Source organism: Thermogymnomonas acidicola (assembly GCF_014646795.1).
Lineage (GTDB): Archaea > Thermoplasmatota > Thermoplasmata > Thermoplasmatales > Thermoplasmataceae > Thermogymnomonas > Thermogymnomonas acidicola.
In genome coordinates this window covers 74,542-90,753 of sequence record NZ_BMNY01000001.1, presented here as the reverse complement: position 1 = coordinate 90,753, position 16,212 = coordinate 74,542, and the positions used below count along the sequence as shown (strand labels likewise).

15 protein-coding genes are annotated in these 16,212 nt (G+C 56.2%); 5 read left to right on the top strand and 10 right to left on the bottom strand.

Going from position 1 to position 16,212, the window contains the following annotated elements; all coding sequences use genetic code 11:
• Positions 1-326: 326 nt before the first annotated feature.
• Genes IEW66_RS00490 through IEW66_RS00480 form a run of 3 tightly spaced genes read right to left on the bottom strand, consistent with a single transcriptional unit; the run spans position 327 to position 4,157 of the window.
• Complete coding sequence (locus IEW66_RS00490) at positions 327-1,688, bottom strand: hypothetical protein (RefSeq protein ID WP_188679384.1); 1,362 nt, start codon at positions 1,686-1,688, stop codon at positions 327-329.
• Positions 1,655-3,121: a hypothetical protein gene (locus IEW66_RS00485; protein WP_188679382.1), complete on the bottom strand. Its 1,467-nt coding sequence runs from the start codon at positions 3,119-3,121 to the stop codon at positions 1,655-1,657. Before IEW66_RS00485 ends, IEW66_RS00490 begins: the two co-directional genes overlap by 34 nt.
• The gene (locus tag IEW66_RS00480; RefSeq protein ID WP_229657516.1) at positions 3,096-4,157 is read right to left on the bottom strand and encodes a glycosyltransferase family 4 protein; all 1,062 of its coding nucleotides are present in this window, start codon (positions 4,155-4,157) and stop codon (positions 3,096-3,098) included. The genes IEW66_RS00485 and IEW66_RS00480 overlap by 26 nt, the downstream gene beginning before the upstream one ends.
• A gap of 253 nt (positions 4,158-4,410) precedes the next feature.
• Between IEW66_RS00480 and IEW66_RS00475 the strand changes: the two genes are divergently transcribed.
• Positions 4,411-4,704 carry a DUF4364 family protein gene (locus tag IEW66_RS00475; RefSeq protein ID WP_188679377.1) on the top strand — a complete coding sequence of 98 codons (294 nt, stop codon included), beginning with the start codon at positions 4,411-4,413 and terminating at the stop codon, positions 4,702-4,704.
• Position 4,705: 1 nt separating this feature from the next.
• On the opposite strand, the gene IEW66_RS00470 is transcribed toward IEW66_RS00475, so the two are convergent.
• The 3 genes from IEW66_RS00470 to IEW66_RS00460 form a co-directional block, all read right to left on the bottom strand.
• On the bottom strand, positions 4,706-5,278 hold the full coding sequence (locus IEW66_RS00470; RefSeq protein WP_188679375.1) for a hypothetical protein: 573 nt from the start codon (positions 5,276-5,278) through the stop codon (positions 4,706-4,708).
• 85 nt (positions 5,279-5,363) lie between these two features.
• Positions 5,364-5,966, bottom strand: coding sequence for a sulfite oxidase-like oxidoreductase (locus IEW66_RS00465; protein WP_188679373.1), 603 nt, complete (start codon positions 5,964-5,966; stop codon positions 5,364-5,366).
• A gap of 357 nt (positions 5,967-6,323) precedes the next feature.
• Entirely contained in the window at positions 6,324-7,136 is an 813-nt protein-coding gene (locus tag IEW66_RS00460) for a metallophosphoesterase (protein WP_188679371.1), read from the bottom strand.
• Positions 7,137-7,204: 68 nt separating this feature from the next.
• On the opposite strand from IEW66_RS00460, the gene IEW66_RS00455 reads away from it, so the two are divergent.
• On the top strand, positions 7,205-7,861 hold the full coding sequence (locus IEW66_RS00455; protein WP_188679369.1) for a winged helix-turn-helix domain-containing protein: 657 nt from the start codon (positions 7,205-7,207) through the stop codon (positions 7,859-7,861).
• A 1-nt stretch (position 7,862) separates the two neighbouring features.
• Here the strand turns inward: IEW66_RS00455 and IEW66_RS00450 are convergent, their stop codons facing one another.
• Both IEW66_RS00450 and IEW66_RS00445 read right to left on the bottom strand, forming a co-directional pair.
• Positions 7,863-8,792, bottom strand: a complete 930-nt coding sequence (locus IEW66_RS00450; RefSeq protein WP_188679367.1) for a S66 peptidase family protein — start codon at positions 8,790-8,792, stop codon at positions 7,863-7,865.
• Positions 8,789-9,940 (bottom strand): M20 family metallopeptidase, encoded by a 1,152-nt coding sequence (locus IEW66_RS00445; protein WP_188679365.1) that lies wholly within the window; start codon positions 9,938-9,940, stop codon positions 8,789-8,791. Before IEW66_RS00445 ends, IEW66_RS00450 begins: the two co-directional genes overlap by 4 nt.
• Positions 9,941-10,049: 109 nt before the next feature.
• On the opposite strand from IEW66_RS00445, the gene IEW66_RS00440 reads away from it, so the two are divergent.
• Positions 10,050-10,991, top strand: a complete 942-nt coding sequence (locus IEW66_RS00440) for an NAD-dependent epimerase/dehydratase family protein (RefSeq protein ID WP_188679363.1) — start codon at positions 10,050-10,052, stop codon at positions 10,989-10,991.
• 2 nt (positions 10,992-10,993) lie between these two features.
• Here IEW66_RS00440 and IEW66_RS00435 read toward each other — a convergent pair whose 3' ends face one another.
• Entirely contained in the window at positions 10,994-12,817 is a 1,824-nt protein-coding gene (locus tag IEW66_RS00435) for an alpha/beta hydrolase family protein (RefSeq protein WP_188679361.1), read from the bottom strand.
• A 9-nt stretch (positions 12,818-12,826) separates the two neighbouring features.
• Here IEW66_RS00435 and IEW66_RS00430 point away from each other — a divergent pair, with 9 nt between their 5' ends.
• Together IEW66_RS00430 and IEW66_RS00425 are read left to right on the top strand one after the other, a co-directional pair.
• Positions 12,827-13,501 (top strand): hypothetical protein, encoded by a 675-nt coding sequence (locus tag IEW66_RS00430; protein ID WP_188679359.1) that lies wholly within the window; start codon positions 12,827-12,829, stop codon positions 13,499-13,501.
• Between the two features lie 127 nt (positions 13,502-13,628).
• On the top strand, positions 13,629-14,183 hold the full coding sequence (locus tag IEW66_RS00425) for a YceI family protein (protein ID WP_188679357.1): 555 nt from the start codon (positions 13,629-13,631) through the stop codon (positions 14,181-14,183).
• A gap of 9 nt (positions 14,184-14,192) precedes the next feature.
• Here IEW66_RS00425 and IEW66_RS00420 read toward each other — a convergent pair whose 3' ends face one another.
• Positions 14,193-16,208 (bottom strand): V-type ATP synthase subunit I, encoded by a 2,016-nt coding sequence (locus tag IEW66_RS00420; protein ID WP_229657396.1) that lies wholly within the window; start codon positions 16,206-16,208, stop codon positions 14,193-14,195.
• Positions 16,209-16,212: the final 4 nt, after the last annotated feature.

Below are 16,212 nucleotides of genomic sequence, written 5' to 3'. Positions count from 1 at the left end.
GCACAGTGCTTGTGGAGAACAGTGGTTGGCCGTGCCGGTGCGTGTCATTCCCAGCGCGCCTCCCTCGGTACCTTGAATTTGCCAAGTGGCACACATCTGCAGGTTGAAAGCGTATAGCCATCCCGGTGTGGGGCCTGTCTGTTACGAATCCATGGGTGGCGTGCGGGAGGGTCAGCGGTTCTCCGGTAACTGATTTCAGGGGGTACAGGCCGATCACCACTGCATTCTCCAAAAGGTAGGGTATTTTGAATTCTGGGCCTGTGTTGGAGGGAAAACAAGGGGATGGCCCAGGAAAATTAAGGTGTGTAGTCAGTTACATGGCAGTATCACTGGTTCCCTGCCTGTTCCCTCTGTTCACCCTCCTGCGGTGGCTGTGGCGGCAGCCTCCTGCGTCTCAGTATTATGAGTGGCAGTATTATGGCAACCGCCACAACAACAAGGCCCACGACCAGGTAGACGACAAGGTGCGACGGCGGTGCTATGTACCCTATGACTATGGGTGTCTTCTGGAGTTCCTTTACAGGTATCACTCCCTGTATGGTGTCGTTGACCACGACGATTGAGGAGGCCTGGACCCATGCCGTCCCGTTCCAGTACTCCATGGTGTTCATGTGCTCCGTCTTCACGAAGCTCTCGGTGATCGAAACGGTAGCGTTGCCGCTAGACACGTTGAGCACCTTCACGTCGTAGAAGAGGCTGTCACTTGTCTTAGGTTTGACCACGTTTAGGGGCATCTCGCTGTATATGGAGCCTATTATGCCTATGCTCGTGCCATTGCTCAGGTTCGAGCCTGTGATCAGTACCTCCATTCCAATGGTCTGAGTGAAGTTCGCTATGGCGGAACCGTTGATCACAAGGGCCTGTGTGGCTGTGCTCTCTAGCGGCCCTGGCTGTGAGGATGGCTGGACCTCGAAGTACGCGGTGGCTGTGTTGTTGTACTGGTCGACTGCTGTTACCTTGTTGAGGCCCGTGGACGTGGGCACGGTGAACGTGAGGGAGAAAAAGCCAGTGGCGTTTGTCTTTGGGACTGAACCATTCGAGACCGCGATACCGTCATAGTATAGGGTGATATTAGCGTCAGGGGCGAAGTGGTAACCGTAGACATCCACGGTGGTGCCAACCGGGCCAAAACCTGGAGTTATATAGAGCTGCGGGGCGGCGAATACTGCGTTCTTGAAGACCACGAAGTGGGAATACGCGTAGGCTGTCGTGTAGCCGTATGTGAAGGTAGCGGACACCAAATAGGTTCCAACGGCATTAGTGGATGCTGATGGCTTAAATGAACCCGGGTAGGCAAGCATCACGTAGCCGTTACCGTGAGAATCAGTACTTATGGTCGTATTTTCGATTCCAAGGATGCCTGAGCCGTGTGGGCCTACCACGGTGACCTCCACGTCCAGGACTGTGTTCGCTATGAATGCATCAACGCTTGCTATTATCGTCGTAGTGTGGCCCACAGGTATGGCGGCTGGCGTAACCATGACGTGGTACGTGGCATCACCGACGAACGGGCCGGCTGACGGCACAGGTTGGAGAAGCTTGCCTGAGCCCCCAAGTATACCCATGGTCACGACTATCGCTATCACTGTGAAGGTTGCCACGGCCCTTCCGGTTGAGCCGAAGGCGAGAGTGAAGATCCTTGTCTTGAGCGACTTTATTGACTTCCTGCTGAATATGTTGATTTCCAAGGTTCACCTACCTCCATCCTCATGAACATATATATTATCAGGAGAAGGCCCTGCCAGATGAAGAAGAACGGGTAGAAGTAGCCCACGGCAAACGGGAGGAGGAGCGTGAATATGGCGGACACCTTCACCGCCTCCTCCCTGGCCCTCACCTTGACGGACGCAGCCACGAACCACACGAATATCGCTGCCGTCGGGATCCACTTCAGGATGCTGTTCGCGTAGGCCGTCAGGTACTGCGAGAGGCCGTAGAAGTTTATCACTCCCGTGAAGGCGTTTATGGAACTGAGTGCATGGTTCCCGAACATCAGGAAAACTCCGCCCGCAAGGGCAAGCACCACAGGCACATAGCCCTCTAGGAGCCGCAGCCTCTCGCTCTTCCCTGCACCGAAGAAGAAGGGAATGACCAGAGCAAACGGTATGCCTATTGTCAGGCCAGCAAGGCCCATGAAGAGGCCCGAGAGCCTCGTCCTCCCTGAGAGGTAAAAGTACACCGTCCAGGCCAGCAGTGCTGCTGCTATTATGTGCTGGGTGAACGCGGCCTCTATGACGTAGTATGTGACAGGCAGTGCTACGAAGAAGGCCACCGCGGGGAGCGCAAGGTCCTTCCTGTACAGCCTGACAGTCATGAACACGCCAAGCGCTGTCAGGAAGGCGTAGAAGAAGGAGGCAACGTGCGCCCCTGCATCTATGGACAGGGGTGCGAACGGGGCCAGGAGGACGAACTCCATGGGCCCGTAGCTCAGGGGTGCTGGCCCTCCCCAGGGCGGTAGCTTGGCAGCGTATGGGTTTATGCCGTGGATCAGGTCCCTGGCGCCGACCTGTGCGGCCCAGCCCACATCAGATACCACCGAGATCAGGGAACTTGGATCCTTCCCCAGTGCCAGGTACCTCGATACAATGTCTATGATCGTGAGGCCCACTGCCACCCCTATAATGGTGAAGTAGAACCAGGACGGCATCCTCCTCATTCCAACCTCTGACCTCTCAACGTTGGCGGACGCTGTGAGTGCCATTATGAGTGGCACGGCGTAAACGGAGAGTATTATGAAGGCGGGCACCAGTGCCGCCAGCGGTATCACGAACAGGAGGAGACCCAGGGGCGGTAGCCCGTAAACGAGGAAGAAGGAGTACAGAACAAGGTAGGTAGGGGTTATCAGGGCCACGGGCACTATGATGTATGCGCTCCGGTTCCCCACGAAAGGCAGGGTCGAGAGGGCCGTTAGTATCGGGAAAGCAACGATCACCGAATACCATGAGGCCCAGTCCACAACCGTTGTCAGTGGGGAGAGCGGTCTGGGAGAGCGGTCGCCGACGAAGACGTAGGAGAGTGCTGCCAGGGCCACGTATATGGTGACCGAGGCGATAAGGGGAGTGTATCTGCCCCTCTGGAGCTTTATGTGCACTCCCTCACTCTGGGTTTGAAACTGGTACATTCTCCACCTCCCTGCCCATCTCCCTGGCCACCGCTGTTATGGCGTTGCTCAGCACCTGGATGTTCCTCTCCCATGAGAACTCCGAAATGTCAACCACAGTGGGCACGTGGTCGTTAACGGCCCTGAGTATGGCGGAGGCCAGTGCCTTCGGATCCCTCCTCCTCACCACCGTACCTCCAACCTTCCTGCACACCTCTTCAAGGCCAGGCAGGTCTGAGGTCACGACCTTCATGCCCATGCTTGCCGATTCGACGACTACGAAGCCGAAGCTCTCGGCGCTCACGCTCGGGAGAACGAAAACTGAGTCAAGGGCGTACAGGGCGGCCAGCTCCTCATCATCGGGCGACACGTGCACCCTTACGAAGTCAAGGGAGTTCCTTGCTATATATTTTAGCATCCACTCGAGCCTTGGGCCGGAGCCGGCTATGTCTATGGGGACCACAGTGCCCGACCTCTTCATCTCCCTGGCAGCCCTCAGCAGTACCTTTATGCCCTTGTAGTCCCTGAACTGTCCGACGAACAGGGCTCTCTTCTCCCTCCTCATCGCAGGGGGCTTCGGCAGTGACCTTATGCCGAAAGGGCATACGTAAACCGTCCTCTTCAGGCCCAGGTGCCTGGCGAAGCTGGAGGTCTGGGCAAAGACTATCCTGCACCTCTCCAGCATCCTGCGGTAGAACAGCCTCTCGTAAATGGCATCAAGTGCCCTGAAGAGGACATTGTCGAGGTAAGAGGCAAGGCCTACGAAGGCGTTGGTGATGTATATCACAGGTATCCCGTGAGATGCGGCATACCTGCAGACCTGCTCCGTGAAAGGCGGAGAGGGGCCTATGACCACCACCACGTCGCTCTTCCTTATTATCTCCCTCCCTTCTCCATCCAGGTATGGGAGGTTCCAGATCCTCCGGCACCCGGAGTTCTCTGTAACAACTGAAACATCGTAGCCGAGCCTCTCCAGGCCCATGTCCGTCTCGTAGGCAACCCTGGCGTACCCGCTCCTAGTGGGAGGGAACTGGCTGCAAGCAACAGATACCCTCATCCTGACCAATGTTTCAAGTCATACGTAGTTACCGATAATACATTATGAAAAATAATTACTGAATACTGATCCACAGGCTGTTCCAGCGCAGTGCCAGTGGTGTAACGGCAGCAGAGACAGCAGTGCACACCACGGATGTGTAAAAAACCCTGCATTTTGGCAAGTTTTCCGGTGATTGCCTATATTTGTCAGACAGGATTTGTCGCTTATGTATGTAGGTAAAAATTATCTATATACAGCAGTTATCTTTTTCATGGCTCGCTCTCTTTCCACTAAAAAGAATAGAGACAGAAGCGAGATAATCATGGATATACTGAGAATAGCGAAGGAAGAGCAAGATGGGGCCAAGATCACCAGACTCATATACAAGGCGAATCTCAACTACAGGATAGCAAAGGATATACTGGATGACCTGATAGAGAAGAACCTCGTCGAAGTCGTGGAATCCGAAGGGCACGCCTACTACAGGCCAACCTCAAAGGGCCTGCAGGTCCTGGAACTGCTTGAAAAATACGGCATATTCGGTTCAAAGAGGAATCCCTTCTGATTCACTTATCTATATCCAGCGTGAACTGAATGTGCCTCTCATTTTTAAGTGCGTCTGCCCATATGACTGTTATGAATATTGCGAATACAACAGTTGACCCAAGGAAATACTGGAGGATCAGGTTGCCGACATGGGTGCTCTGGGCGCGCATTATCCATATGATTATGCCCATGACTATGGATGTCCCACCCCCGTAGATAACGGTAAGCACAGGCAGTAGTGAGATCTCCGTCTTTATCTTGGAGAGCTGGCTGTTCGTCTCCTCGATCTTGTTCAGAGACCTCCTTATCGGGGCCACCTGCTTCATTATCTCCTCATACTTCCCGAATATGGTCGACTCCGCCTTCTTCGGGTCATCCTCACTCTCCAGCGCGCCGAGGATGGTGCCGATCTCACCCTCCTTGAGAAACTCCAGCAGGTCTTTGATGAACTCAAGGTATGCTATGTTGTTTATGTATTCCACCCTTGCAGTCAGGTTCCCTATGTATTCCCCGGCCCCCCTGTCGATCAGCAGATAGACTATGATGGTTGTGACTATGCCTATGACTGGTATAAAGTAGACGAAGGCCAGCATCCTGCTATCTCAGGGCCTGGTTATAAATAAACGTTATTAATATTTACTAAGGAAAACTTATATCTCCCCCAGGCCATCACACTGCTCACAGTACCGGCCTCTTCTTCTGCCTGCTGGCGCTGAAGTCCTTGAACCTCTCCTCCCTGTTCACATCACCCACCTCGTGGTAGCCGCGCTCCTCCCAGTACCCGTCTTCGTAGTCCGCTATGAACTCTATCCCGTTGAGCCACTTTGCACTCTTCCAGCCGTACAGGTTGGGCATAAATGGCCTTGCCGGGAAGCCCTGTTCAAGGCTCAGGGGCTCGCCATTCATGTAAAGGGCGACCATAGCCTGGCCGTCAGTTACGTACTCCATGGGCACAGGCGCGGTGTATCCGTCTATGCAGTGGAACATTACCCATTTCGCTTCTCCCTTCACGCCAGCTTCCCTGATTATATCGAGCATCGGGACTCCCTTCCACCTCACGTCCTTTATGCTCCACCTGGTCACGCAGTGGAAGTCCCTGACGTACTCCATGGTTGCCTTCTGCTTGAGCTCATCGTAGGTGAACTCCAGCTCCCTCTCCACCAGACCGTTGACTCTGAGCCTGTACCTCTCAATATCAACATCGGGAATGCCGAGGTCCGCGTAGATTATGAACTTCCTGCCATACCTCTGCCCCGGGGGCAGGCCCTCCTTCTTAAGCATCCATGGTGCATACCCGGGTAGCATATAAGCTTGGATAAACGCTTTTTAGACATGTCCACTGACAGTGGTCGGCAACAGCCACCACAGAGCCACGGGGTCTCTTCACCCCTGCCCTCCTGCCATGGGGCGCCCATTGCTGTTCACAGGCGTGGCGTGTAGCCTCAGGGCTGTCCAGGGTCCTTGGCAGCCATGCAACGTCAGCGCGCAAACAATGCATCATGCTGCCCTATGTGGTTCCCCGGTGGCCCAGAGCAGGGTTGCATGAGAAAGAGTGGGGCGTTGCCGTGTGCCCTGGGAGGGGAGATCCCGTGGCAAGAGATGGGTGTGGCCATTTCAGGAGGGCGCGCTTCATTAGGTCTATTGTACCTGTGGGACAGGGTCGGAGGGGTCTATGGAATCTGGCAGCACCTCGAACTGGAGCAGCGGAGCGCCACTGAAGTTAAGGTGGCATACCGCTGCCCTGCCACCGTGGTACCTGGAGGAGAAGACCGATACAAGGAGGCCACCGAACATGACCCTGTATCCCTCCCTCTGCACCTCGTGCCCCCTGACCAGCAGCCGGCAACCGTTCCTCTGGAGGAAGGCCCTCAGCGGTTGCACGCCGAATGTGTACGCGCCATCGCCTCTGGGGCTGGGGCCGAAATCGTGAACGGATTCAGATGGGTCGTTCCACAGTATCTCCTCAGCGTAGGAGGATATGCCACCATCCACAGCCGGTGCACCGTGGGGAACGCCACCGTGCACGAACAGGGCCTGCCCCGGGACCTTGATAACAAGTGGCATTGCAGAGTAAGCCCTCTGGAATATCTCTTCAAGGTCTGCGATGCCCATGCGGTCCAGGACAGCGCGGAAGCCGTAGATGGCGTTCAGGCCCAGGTCCTCGTGGTTTCCCCTCAGCAGGTGTACCCTCCCGGAGACCAGGCTCAGCTCGATGAGGAACAGGAGGTTTTCAAACTGGTACCTGCCCCTGTCCACATAATCGCCGAGGAAGACTATGTGTTTCCTGTGAAGGTACCTGGAGACCACGAAGGCTGACACGTCCAGTGCGCCGTGCGTGTCGCCCACGGCCACCAGCCCATCCACATCCAGTACCTCCACCTCCCTCTCCCTCTCAGAGAACCTCCTTAGGGTATCTTCCAGCAACTCCCTTACAATGAGGTAACGGTACATCCCAGCTTCCCGAATTGTTAAGTGGCATTTAAGCTGACTTTATATCCATTCCACAGCTGATCAGGTATATGCAGCCGGCACCGGATCTATCGCACATAGCGGGTGACCTCTCCCAGTGGTCGCTGGTGAGGAACCTGTCCGTCAGGGGCTACTCCGGAAGGCTCTACAGGCTGGGCACCGCACTCGTCAACAGAAGGATGAGGCAGGTGATCACGATCCTGGTGGTATCAGATCCGGTGAACGACAGGAGAAAGATAGCAAAGTTCGCATACGTCTCTCAGGATATAATGGCCTACAGACGCCTGGTCATATGCTGCTGCGGCATCAGTGAAGAGGAGGAGAGGGCGATGTCAGGAATGAGCCTGATCGCCATAAGGGTGCCTGAACCGATGTGCCACCACGGTGATAGGGGCAGGGGTGCGTACAGCATTGCCAGGGACTTAATTCTCTCCTCACAGGAAGACAGGGCAAGGGCGGTCAGGCTAAAGAGGAGCAGGACCAGGGTGGTGCTGGACATACTCTCATTCATCAGGGACGCAGGGAGGGCCGTTTCGATAACGCAGATAACCGACGCCTGCAACCTGAACCATTCCATAAGCAAGAGGATACTGGAGGAAATGGCCAGGGACGGACTGATCCTTTCCGTGAAGAACGGTAGCAAGATCTACTACGAGATATCAGAAAGGGGCAATATGTTCATAGAACTTCTCCTGCCAATAGTGTGATTCAGTCAACAACGTCCTCAAGCATTTCCAGGTAGGGCTCGTCTGTGGATATCTTGATCCTGGAGTTCAGCGGTATGAGCATCTGGTCATCCCCGTGGCCGAAGGGCATGCCGTACAGGGAAGGCTTCTGGACCTCGTTCATGAATATCTGTATCACGTCCTCTACGAAGGGCATGGGCTCCTCTATGTCCTTTATGCTCTCGAACTCACCAAATACGAAACCGGCGAACTTTGGGAGCATACCGGCCAGCTTCATGCTGAAGAAGTACCTGTCCACATCACCCGAGGTGACACCTGTGTCCTCCACAAAGAGTATCCTTCCCTCCGGGTCGGGCATGTAAGAAGTACCTATGAGTGAAGCAGTTACGGAGAGGTTAGTGCCCATGCTCCTGCCCTCTGCCCTGCCGGAGACTATGTACTTTATGACCCTCTCAGTATAAGGGTTTATGTCGTTCGACCTCCCGGAGAGTATGTCCAGGAAGTGCCTGTAGGTTGGCTTCGCCATCTCGTTCGGATCAGAGGCGGGCATGGGGCCGTGGAACGTCACGAGGCCAGTCATCTTGTTTATGGCAAGGTGCAGCGCAGTTATGTCACTGTAACCCAGGAAGATCTTCGGGTGGTCCCTGATCACATCATAGTCTATGAGGGGCAATATGTGTATGGAGCCGTATCCACCCCTGGCGCAGAATATGGCCTTCACGTTGTCGTCCCTGAAGGCGTTGACAAGTTCCTCCATCCTCTCCCTGTCAGGGGCAGCCAGGCTGTTCCTCTGCACCAGTTTCTTTATGTTCCTCCCTAGGGTTACCCTGTAGCCCATCTTCCTCAGCCTGGATATGCCCTTTGACAGGTTGTTCATGTCGGGCGCGCTGGCAGGCGCCACAATCCTTATCTCGTCGCCCTCCCTTAGCGCAGGCGGCCTTATCACGTTCATTCTGACCTCCTCCTGAACTCCTCCTTTATTTCATCGATCAGCTCCCTTCTGGACACTATCTCAAGGCATGCCCTCACGGTGGCCTCTATGGAATCCATGAGGGCCTTCCTACTCTTCCTTGGATCGGAATAATCCCTGAAGTCGTCAGAGTGCCCCGGCGTACCCAGGGGCGCTATCCCCACATCTATGTGCCCCGTCGGGACTATGCGGCTCACGTTGGCCTCATCCGTGCTCCCGCTGGGCACCTCTCCCTCGTCGACCTCCCTCACGGTGTAGCCGAGGGCCTCCAGGTACTTCCTCAGCACCCGGTTTATCACTGAGTTGTTCAAATAAGATTCGTACAGGGGCGTTATCTCCTCACCATCCACAGTGCACCCGTAGGCGGACGCTATGCCTTCAACGAGCTTCTTCACCCTTTCCCCGAAGGTTCTGAGGAATGGGGCTGAGGTGGACCTTATCTCGACGTCGAGCACCGCCCTGTCCGGTATCACGTTGGTCGCTCTGCCGCCCTCCCTGAACACCATGCCAACCACTAGGTTGTTTGATGGCCTGGAAGCCCCCCTGAGCGAGTTGATGCCCACGTAGGAAGACACAGCAGCGTCCAGCGCGTTGTTCCCGGCCTCAGGCGAGGCAGCACCGTGGGCAGATCGCCCCCTGAACGTGAACCTGTACGTTATGTCGGAGAGTGCGGTTGTGCCCACGCACCACTCATCGCTGGGGTGCATGCCGACCATGAAGTCGACGGTCGTGAACGCACCCCTCTTTGCCAGAAGGACTTTTCCCCCGGCGTACTTCCCTATTCCCTCCTCCGACGGCGTCCCGAAAACCTCAACCCTCACATCGCTCGCCGCCTCGGCGAGCATTATTGCTGCGCCCACAGACCACGCGGCTATCAGGTTGTGGCCGCAGGAATGGCCGTTTGGGAGGGCGTCGTACTCGCAGAGGAAACCCACAGCCACCTTCCCTTGCCCCTTCACCGCATGGAATGCAGTCTCTATCTCCTTGTACGGGGCCTCGACCCTGAACCCATACCTGGAGAGCATCTCTGTGATTGCCTTCACAGACCTGAACTCCTCGCTCCCGAGCTCCGCGTACCTGTATATCTTCTCTGACAGGTCAACGACCTCATCAGACAGCCTCGGATTCAAGATGTACCTACCTCACAACCACTGTAAGCATCCATCCTCTATTTTATTGATCGCTTACCTTACCTGCCAGTGGAGAAAACCAATTTATAAGGAGACCCGCTTTTGGGCCATGCTCCAGGGCAAGGAAATCCTTGTTACAGGTGGCGCAGGCTTCATCGGCTCTAACCTCGTTAACCTGCTGAGCGCCAGGAACTCCGTCACGGTTCTTGACAACTTCTCCTCCGTGGACGACAGGTATATAAGGCACCTCAGGGACAGGATCAGGATCGTGAGGGGCGACATCACGAGGCCGGAGGAACTGCCGGTGGGCCACTTCGATATCATATTCCATCTGGCCGCCAACTCAGACGTGAGGGGAGGCATCTCCGACCCACTCTTAGACTTCAGGGTGAACGCCATGGGCACTGTGAACGTGCTCGAGGCTGCCAGGAAGTGTGATGCCGCGGTTTTCTGCTTCGCCTCCAGCTCCACAGTCTACGGGGAAGCCGAGAAGATACCGACTCCAGAGAACTACGGCCCATACATGCCAATATCGAGCTACGGTGCCTCGAAGATGTCCGGCGAGGGCTTCGTATCTGCATATTCACACTACTACGGTTTCAAGGGCCTTATCTTCCGCTTTGCCAACATAGTGGGCAGGAACTCCACGCATGGCGTCATATACGATTTCATCCACAAGCTCATGAAGAACCCGAGAGAACTGGAGGTACTCGGGGACGGGACACAGAAGAAGTCCTACATGCACGTGGACGACTGCACCGGGGCCATGGAGTACCTGGCAGAGAGGGCTGCAAGGACTGAGATATTCAACCTGGGCAACAGGGAGGTCACGTCTGTCATGAGGATAGCGGAGATGGTGATAGGGGAAATGGGCCTAAAAGACGTCAGGATAAGGCTCACTGGGGGGAAGGACGGGAGGGGGTGGGCAGGCGACGTGAAGTATGCCCACCTGGATGTTGAAAAGCTCTTCTCCACGGGCTGGAAGAACAGGTACAGTAGCGACGAGAGCGTGAGGGTGGCCATAAGGGAGACCCTTTCCCAGATGGCCTGAGGTCAGGAGTGGCTCTTGAACCACTCCACCGTCTCCTCAAACTCCCTCTTCCTGTGCTCCTTCTCACGGAACCCGTGGCCCTCCCTGGGAAACAGCAGTAGCCTCACTTCCTTGCCCATTTCCCTCAGTGCCCTGTAGAACTGCATGTACTGGCCAACGGGCACGTACGGGTCCTCTACACCGTGCATCAGGAGCACCGGCGTCTTCACCCTGGCCGCATGGTAGAGGGGGGAGAACTTCACGAACCTGTCGAACTCGTAAGGGTCCTGGTTGTAGTGTATCCTGTCCCACAGCGGGAGGTTGCTGACCCCGTGGAAGCTAACCCAGTCCGAAATACCGAATAGGCCAACGGCAGCCCTGAACATATCTGTCTGCGTCACTGCCCACGCTGTCATGAAGCCCCCGTAAGACCCGCCCGTGATGTATACATGTTCCCTGTCAGCAAAGCCCATGGAGAGTACCTTCTCAACTCCCCTCACAATGTCTCTGAAGTCCATGCCTCCCATGTCGCCGAGGTTAGCTTCTGCATACTCCCTCCCTTTCCCCGTGCTCCCCCTGTAGTTCGGGAGGAACACAGAGAATCCCCTGGATATGTAGAGCCTGGACATGTCCAGGAAAGTATCCTTGGATGAGGAGGTCGGCCCGCCATGCACAAGTACTATGAGGGGGTCGGACCTTTCCCTGTACCTCAGGAGGCCGTAGATGGAGAGGCCGTCCTCACCTTCCCACTCTACCTTCTCGCACCTTATCTCCTGCAGCCCCCTGAGGGCGGAGTTGATCTCGCTCACCCTGGTCAGGCGCCCCCTTTCAAGCACGTACACCTCGGGCGGCTCCGAGTGTGTCTCAAAAGCGAAGGCAAACTTTCCTGATACCAGGGAGACGGAGGGTGCAAAGGCTGGCAAGACAGTCCCGTGGCTCTTCCATATTACCCTCCTCTCGGGCAGGACCTGTTCCAGTGCGAACTCGTCCTCGTACTGCGAGACGCAGAACAGCTCTCCCTGCTTGCCCCATACGGGAGAGCTGTGGCTCCCGCCTGATCCTTCCGTTACATTCCTCACCTTTCCGCTGGACCTGTCAAGCACCAGGATGTCCCCGGCAGTGACGCCCCTGTCGCTCCAGAGCGATTCAACGAATGCCACCCCTCCAGGCCATGCGGCCGGCATGGCTATCTGGCGCCACCCCGGGTTGTAGGCCATCCTCCACTCATCTCCATCCAGCCTGTACAGCTTCGATGAGTACCAGCACCACTCGTGCGGGCAGTCAGAGGCCACTGCGTAGACCTCTCCTCCCGATAAAGATGCTTCCCAGATGTTCAGGCCCCTCCCGACCTCAACGAACCCTGTACCTGCCACGTACCTGTACAGCCTTCTCCCCACCTCCTCCTCTTCAAAGAAATACGCATCGTCTCCCTCCTTTTCCCTCCTCTTCTTCTCCACGTCCTCTGGCCTGCCGATCAGGAAGACCTCTCCGCCGCTGCACAGGACACTCTCGATCTCACCACGGAATCTGACCTCCTCCGCGAGGCCCTTTTCCGTATCTTCGATTACAAGGAACATGCCCTCGTCAGAAGCGTCGGCATACACAACAGCCGAGTCGCTCCTGAAGCAGGGCGAGAAGAGCCTGTGTCCCTCCCTCCATATCCTCCTAACCACCTTCCTTTCCTTCACATCCACGACGAATATGCCGCTCTCTATCTGCTTTCCCTTCTCCCTGAACGTCTTCGAGGCGCTGAAGAGGGCCCTCGATCCAGATGGGCTGAGGGACACATCCCTTGGGTTCAGTAGCATGAACATGTCGTCCAGCGTTGCTGCTCTTGACGCGTCCATGGGAACACCATGCGCACACCATATATATCGTTCTCCGCTTACTCCTCACCGGTGTTCGCCAGGGAACTGGTCTTCAAGGAGGATGTCGGCAGGACAGACCCTGTCAGGTACCGCCACAGGGCACCGCTGCTCCTCCCCGGCAGGGGCGCGGAGAATGCGTTCATTGTGCTATCAGAGGCCAGGAGCAGACGCTTCTTTATATCGTCATCCTGTGTGGAAGGCCTCAACTCCATGGAGCTCTTCTTTACCCGGCTCTACCCATGTTTCACGGTGGAGGCTGACCCCCCGGGGGTCGACCCTGCGGTGTTCATAACGCCTGTGGCCGTGAGGGAGTGGTTCGAGCCATCGTTCCTGAAGAACACGCTCGACATACCGATGGTACTCAGGGGCCTTGACATAGTCTACTGCTTCACAATCAGGCGATCGCTTGCCGGCACATTCAACATGTCCGCCTCTGTGACCATGGCCTCCGGGAAGTGGCAGGCTGCCGGGCAGCTGGCATCACTGGTCAGGGGGTTCAGGGCAGGGCTTGGGAGGAGCATCCTTGTGACGATCAGGCCCATGCCATCTAGGCCCTTTGCGCTGAGGAGGCCTTTCTGGCTCATTAACTTCATCAGGGTTCCGGTGGAGGAGGAGGCACCGGAGAGCACACTGGCCCAGGCCGAAACTTCAGGCGGAGCATAGGGTGAACCACCGCCCCACCAGGGGCGTTTGTTTGCCCCCACGCGTTCAGCTCGGTCGCACGTGGGAGCCCATTATGTATACAAATTAGTGTAGAAATATTTTAATAGTAGAACAAAATGCAGTCCACATGGAAAACGTGGAGACACAGAAGAAGACATGGGTTCTGGATGCCTCCCATTCGACTGTGGAGTTCTCTGTGAGGCACCTTATGATAGCCACGGTGAAGGGTGTCTTTGACAGGGTCGAGGGCGAGGTCGAGGGGGACGTGAACGACATAGAGAACGCCCATGCAGTCATAAGGGTGGACGTGAACTCAGTAAGCACCAGGGACAAGCAGAGGGATGCGCACCTGAGGAGCGACGATTTCTTCAACGCGGAAAAGTACCCGTACATAACTTTCGAGACCACGTCCATAAAGAAGGTCTCCGGTTCGGAGTACAAGATCAGGGGCAAGCTGACGATCAGGGATGTGACAAAGGAGATCGAGGTGGACGGCACCTTTGAGGGCATCCAGAAGGATCCGTGGGGCAATCAGAGGTTCGGCTTCTCCGTCGAGGGAAAGATCAACAGGTACGACTTCGGCCTGCGCTGGAACATGCCTCTCGAGGGTGGCGGTGTCCTGGTGGGCGATGTCGTGAAGTTCAACGTGAGCATAGAGGCCATGGAGAAAAAGAACAACTGAACCTTTTTTTTACTTTGCCTCCGCCTCATCCACCTGATTGAGCGTGTACCTCCTCTTTATCCCGAAGGGCCTGAACACCCTGCCGTTGCCCTGGAAGAACTTCGAGAAGAACTCCACGTACAGGAGCCTTGCCCCCTGTATGCCTGGTTCGAATATCGCGATGGCAAGGTTGAATATCTGGCCTAGGACAAGTATAATCACGCCTGCAACAGCGAGCCCCACGGACTTGTCCACGCCCTTGATGAAGATTATGTCTATGACCTGCGCCAGTATGACCGAAGCGAGGAGTATCCCGACGAGCCTGGTGTAGGAGAGTATGTGGCTTATGATGGACGGGAGCTCAATTGCACTGAGCGCGCCCTCGAACACTATTATCAGTGCAAGGCCTACCACTATGAGCCCCAGGCAGATTATGTTGACAAGGCCGGTGGGCAGGGAGAAGGAGAGGTTGTGGTGTATGAGGTCGAGGCCAATGACAGCAATGCCCCATGCCAGCAGGATCCAGCCCGCCTTGCCCACCGCGTGCCTCCTCTCCCTTATGAAGAGCGAGTTGGCTATGCCGAGCAGCAGGCCAAAGGTGACCATTGCAAGGCCGATGTAGCCAGCCAGGAGCAGTATCTTGGGTATCACGACGGTAGCGGAGAACGATTCCGATGGTGTGGGCGGGAAGCCCAGTATCTTCGCGCCACCGAAGCCTGTGCTCACGGCGAAGACCGTGTGAGGCAGCAGCGGGAAGCCGAAGAAGTTGTTGAACAGCAGGCCCGCCACTATCGCAACCGCCGCGCCGGGTATGAGCGCCCTCGCTAGCGTCCTCAGCGCATTGGGCCCGAAGACCGTCAGGGCGAATCTGGAGAGGGATCTGGGTATGTGGCTCTTCTTCGGTGGGTGGTCGAGCCTGTGGAGAAGCCACAGCGAAATCGAGAGTATAACGAGGCCATACCCCCAGTCACCCACCATCAGGCCGAAGAAGACGGGGAAGATGAGGGCGAATATCAGGGTCGGGTCAACCTCGTACTCCTTCGGTATTGAATAGAACCTGACGAAGAACTCGAAGGCCCTGAACCTCCTGGGGTTGTCCATGAGCGTTGGGGGCACCTCGTCAGTCTCCACCCTGCTCACGATCACCGACCCGTTCGAGACCCGGTCGAGGACCCTCTCCACCCTGGCCATGTCCCTCTCCGGCACCCAGCCCTCGAGCACGAAGATGTCACCGGACGCGGCCTGCTTCTCCATGGCCTCCATCTTCCTGGCCTCTATTTCAAGCTGCTCCCTGATCTGCACTACCCTCTCGTAGTAGTTCTCCGACAACTGGATCAGTGCCTTCCTGACAGTTTCAAGGCTTTCCCTGTTCTCGCCGAGCTTCCTGTTCAGCTCCTCCAGGTACTGTGAAGGCGTTTTACCCATCATGTCGGGTATGTGCATTAGCCTGATGCCGGACTCGGAAGCAACCCTCCCGAGGAAGGCCTCCTGCTCCCTGGGTATGGAGATGAGTATCCTGCCACCGCTGATCTCCCTTATGACCGAGTCCTTCAGCGTCTCCCTGAGAAGTGAAGGATCAAAGTCCTTCCCCTGCGGCACCGCTATGTAGGAAGATATGCGCGCACCGTTGAAAATGCCGAGGTCGTAGTTCAGGTCGCTTATGGCGCTGACCGGCTCGATCCTGCTCTCAATGTCCCTTATGTTCCCCAGTATGTCAGATTCCTGCTGCTTCAGTATCTTAAGGTCCTGGTCAATGTTCAGGGAATCCGCCTCTGCAAGCACCTGCTCCACACTGTCGAACCTCTTCCTTCCCCTCACTTCCCTGGCAGGGAGCTGTGCCTCATAGCTCCTGAACCTGGAGAGCGTGTTTATGACCTTCTGGTATATCTCCGGGTTCCTCCCTGGCCTTAGTACGGAGAGGACCTCCTTCCCGACCTCCTCCACCTCCATGACGCCGAGGTCGTGGAGGGCGCTGAGTATCCTATCCCTCTTTGAAACGGAGCCGATGATGCGCACCTTCGCCATCCTGACGGGCCTCAGGACCAACGTG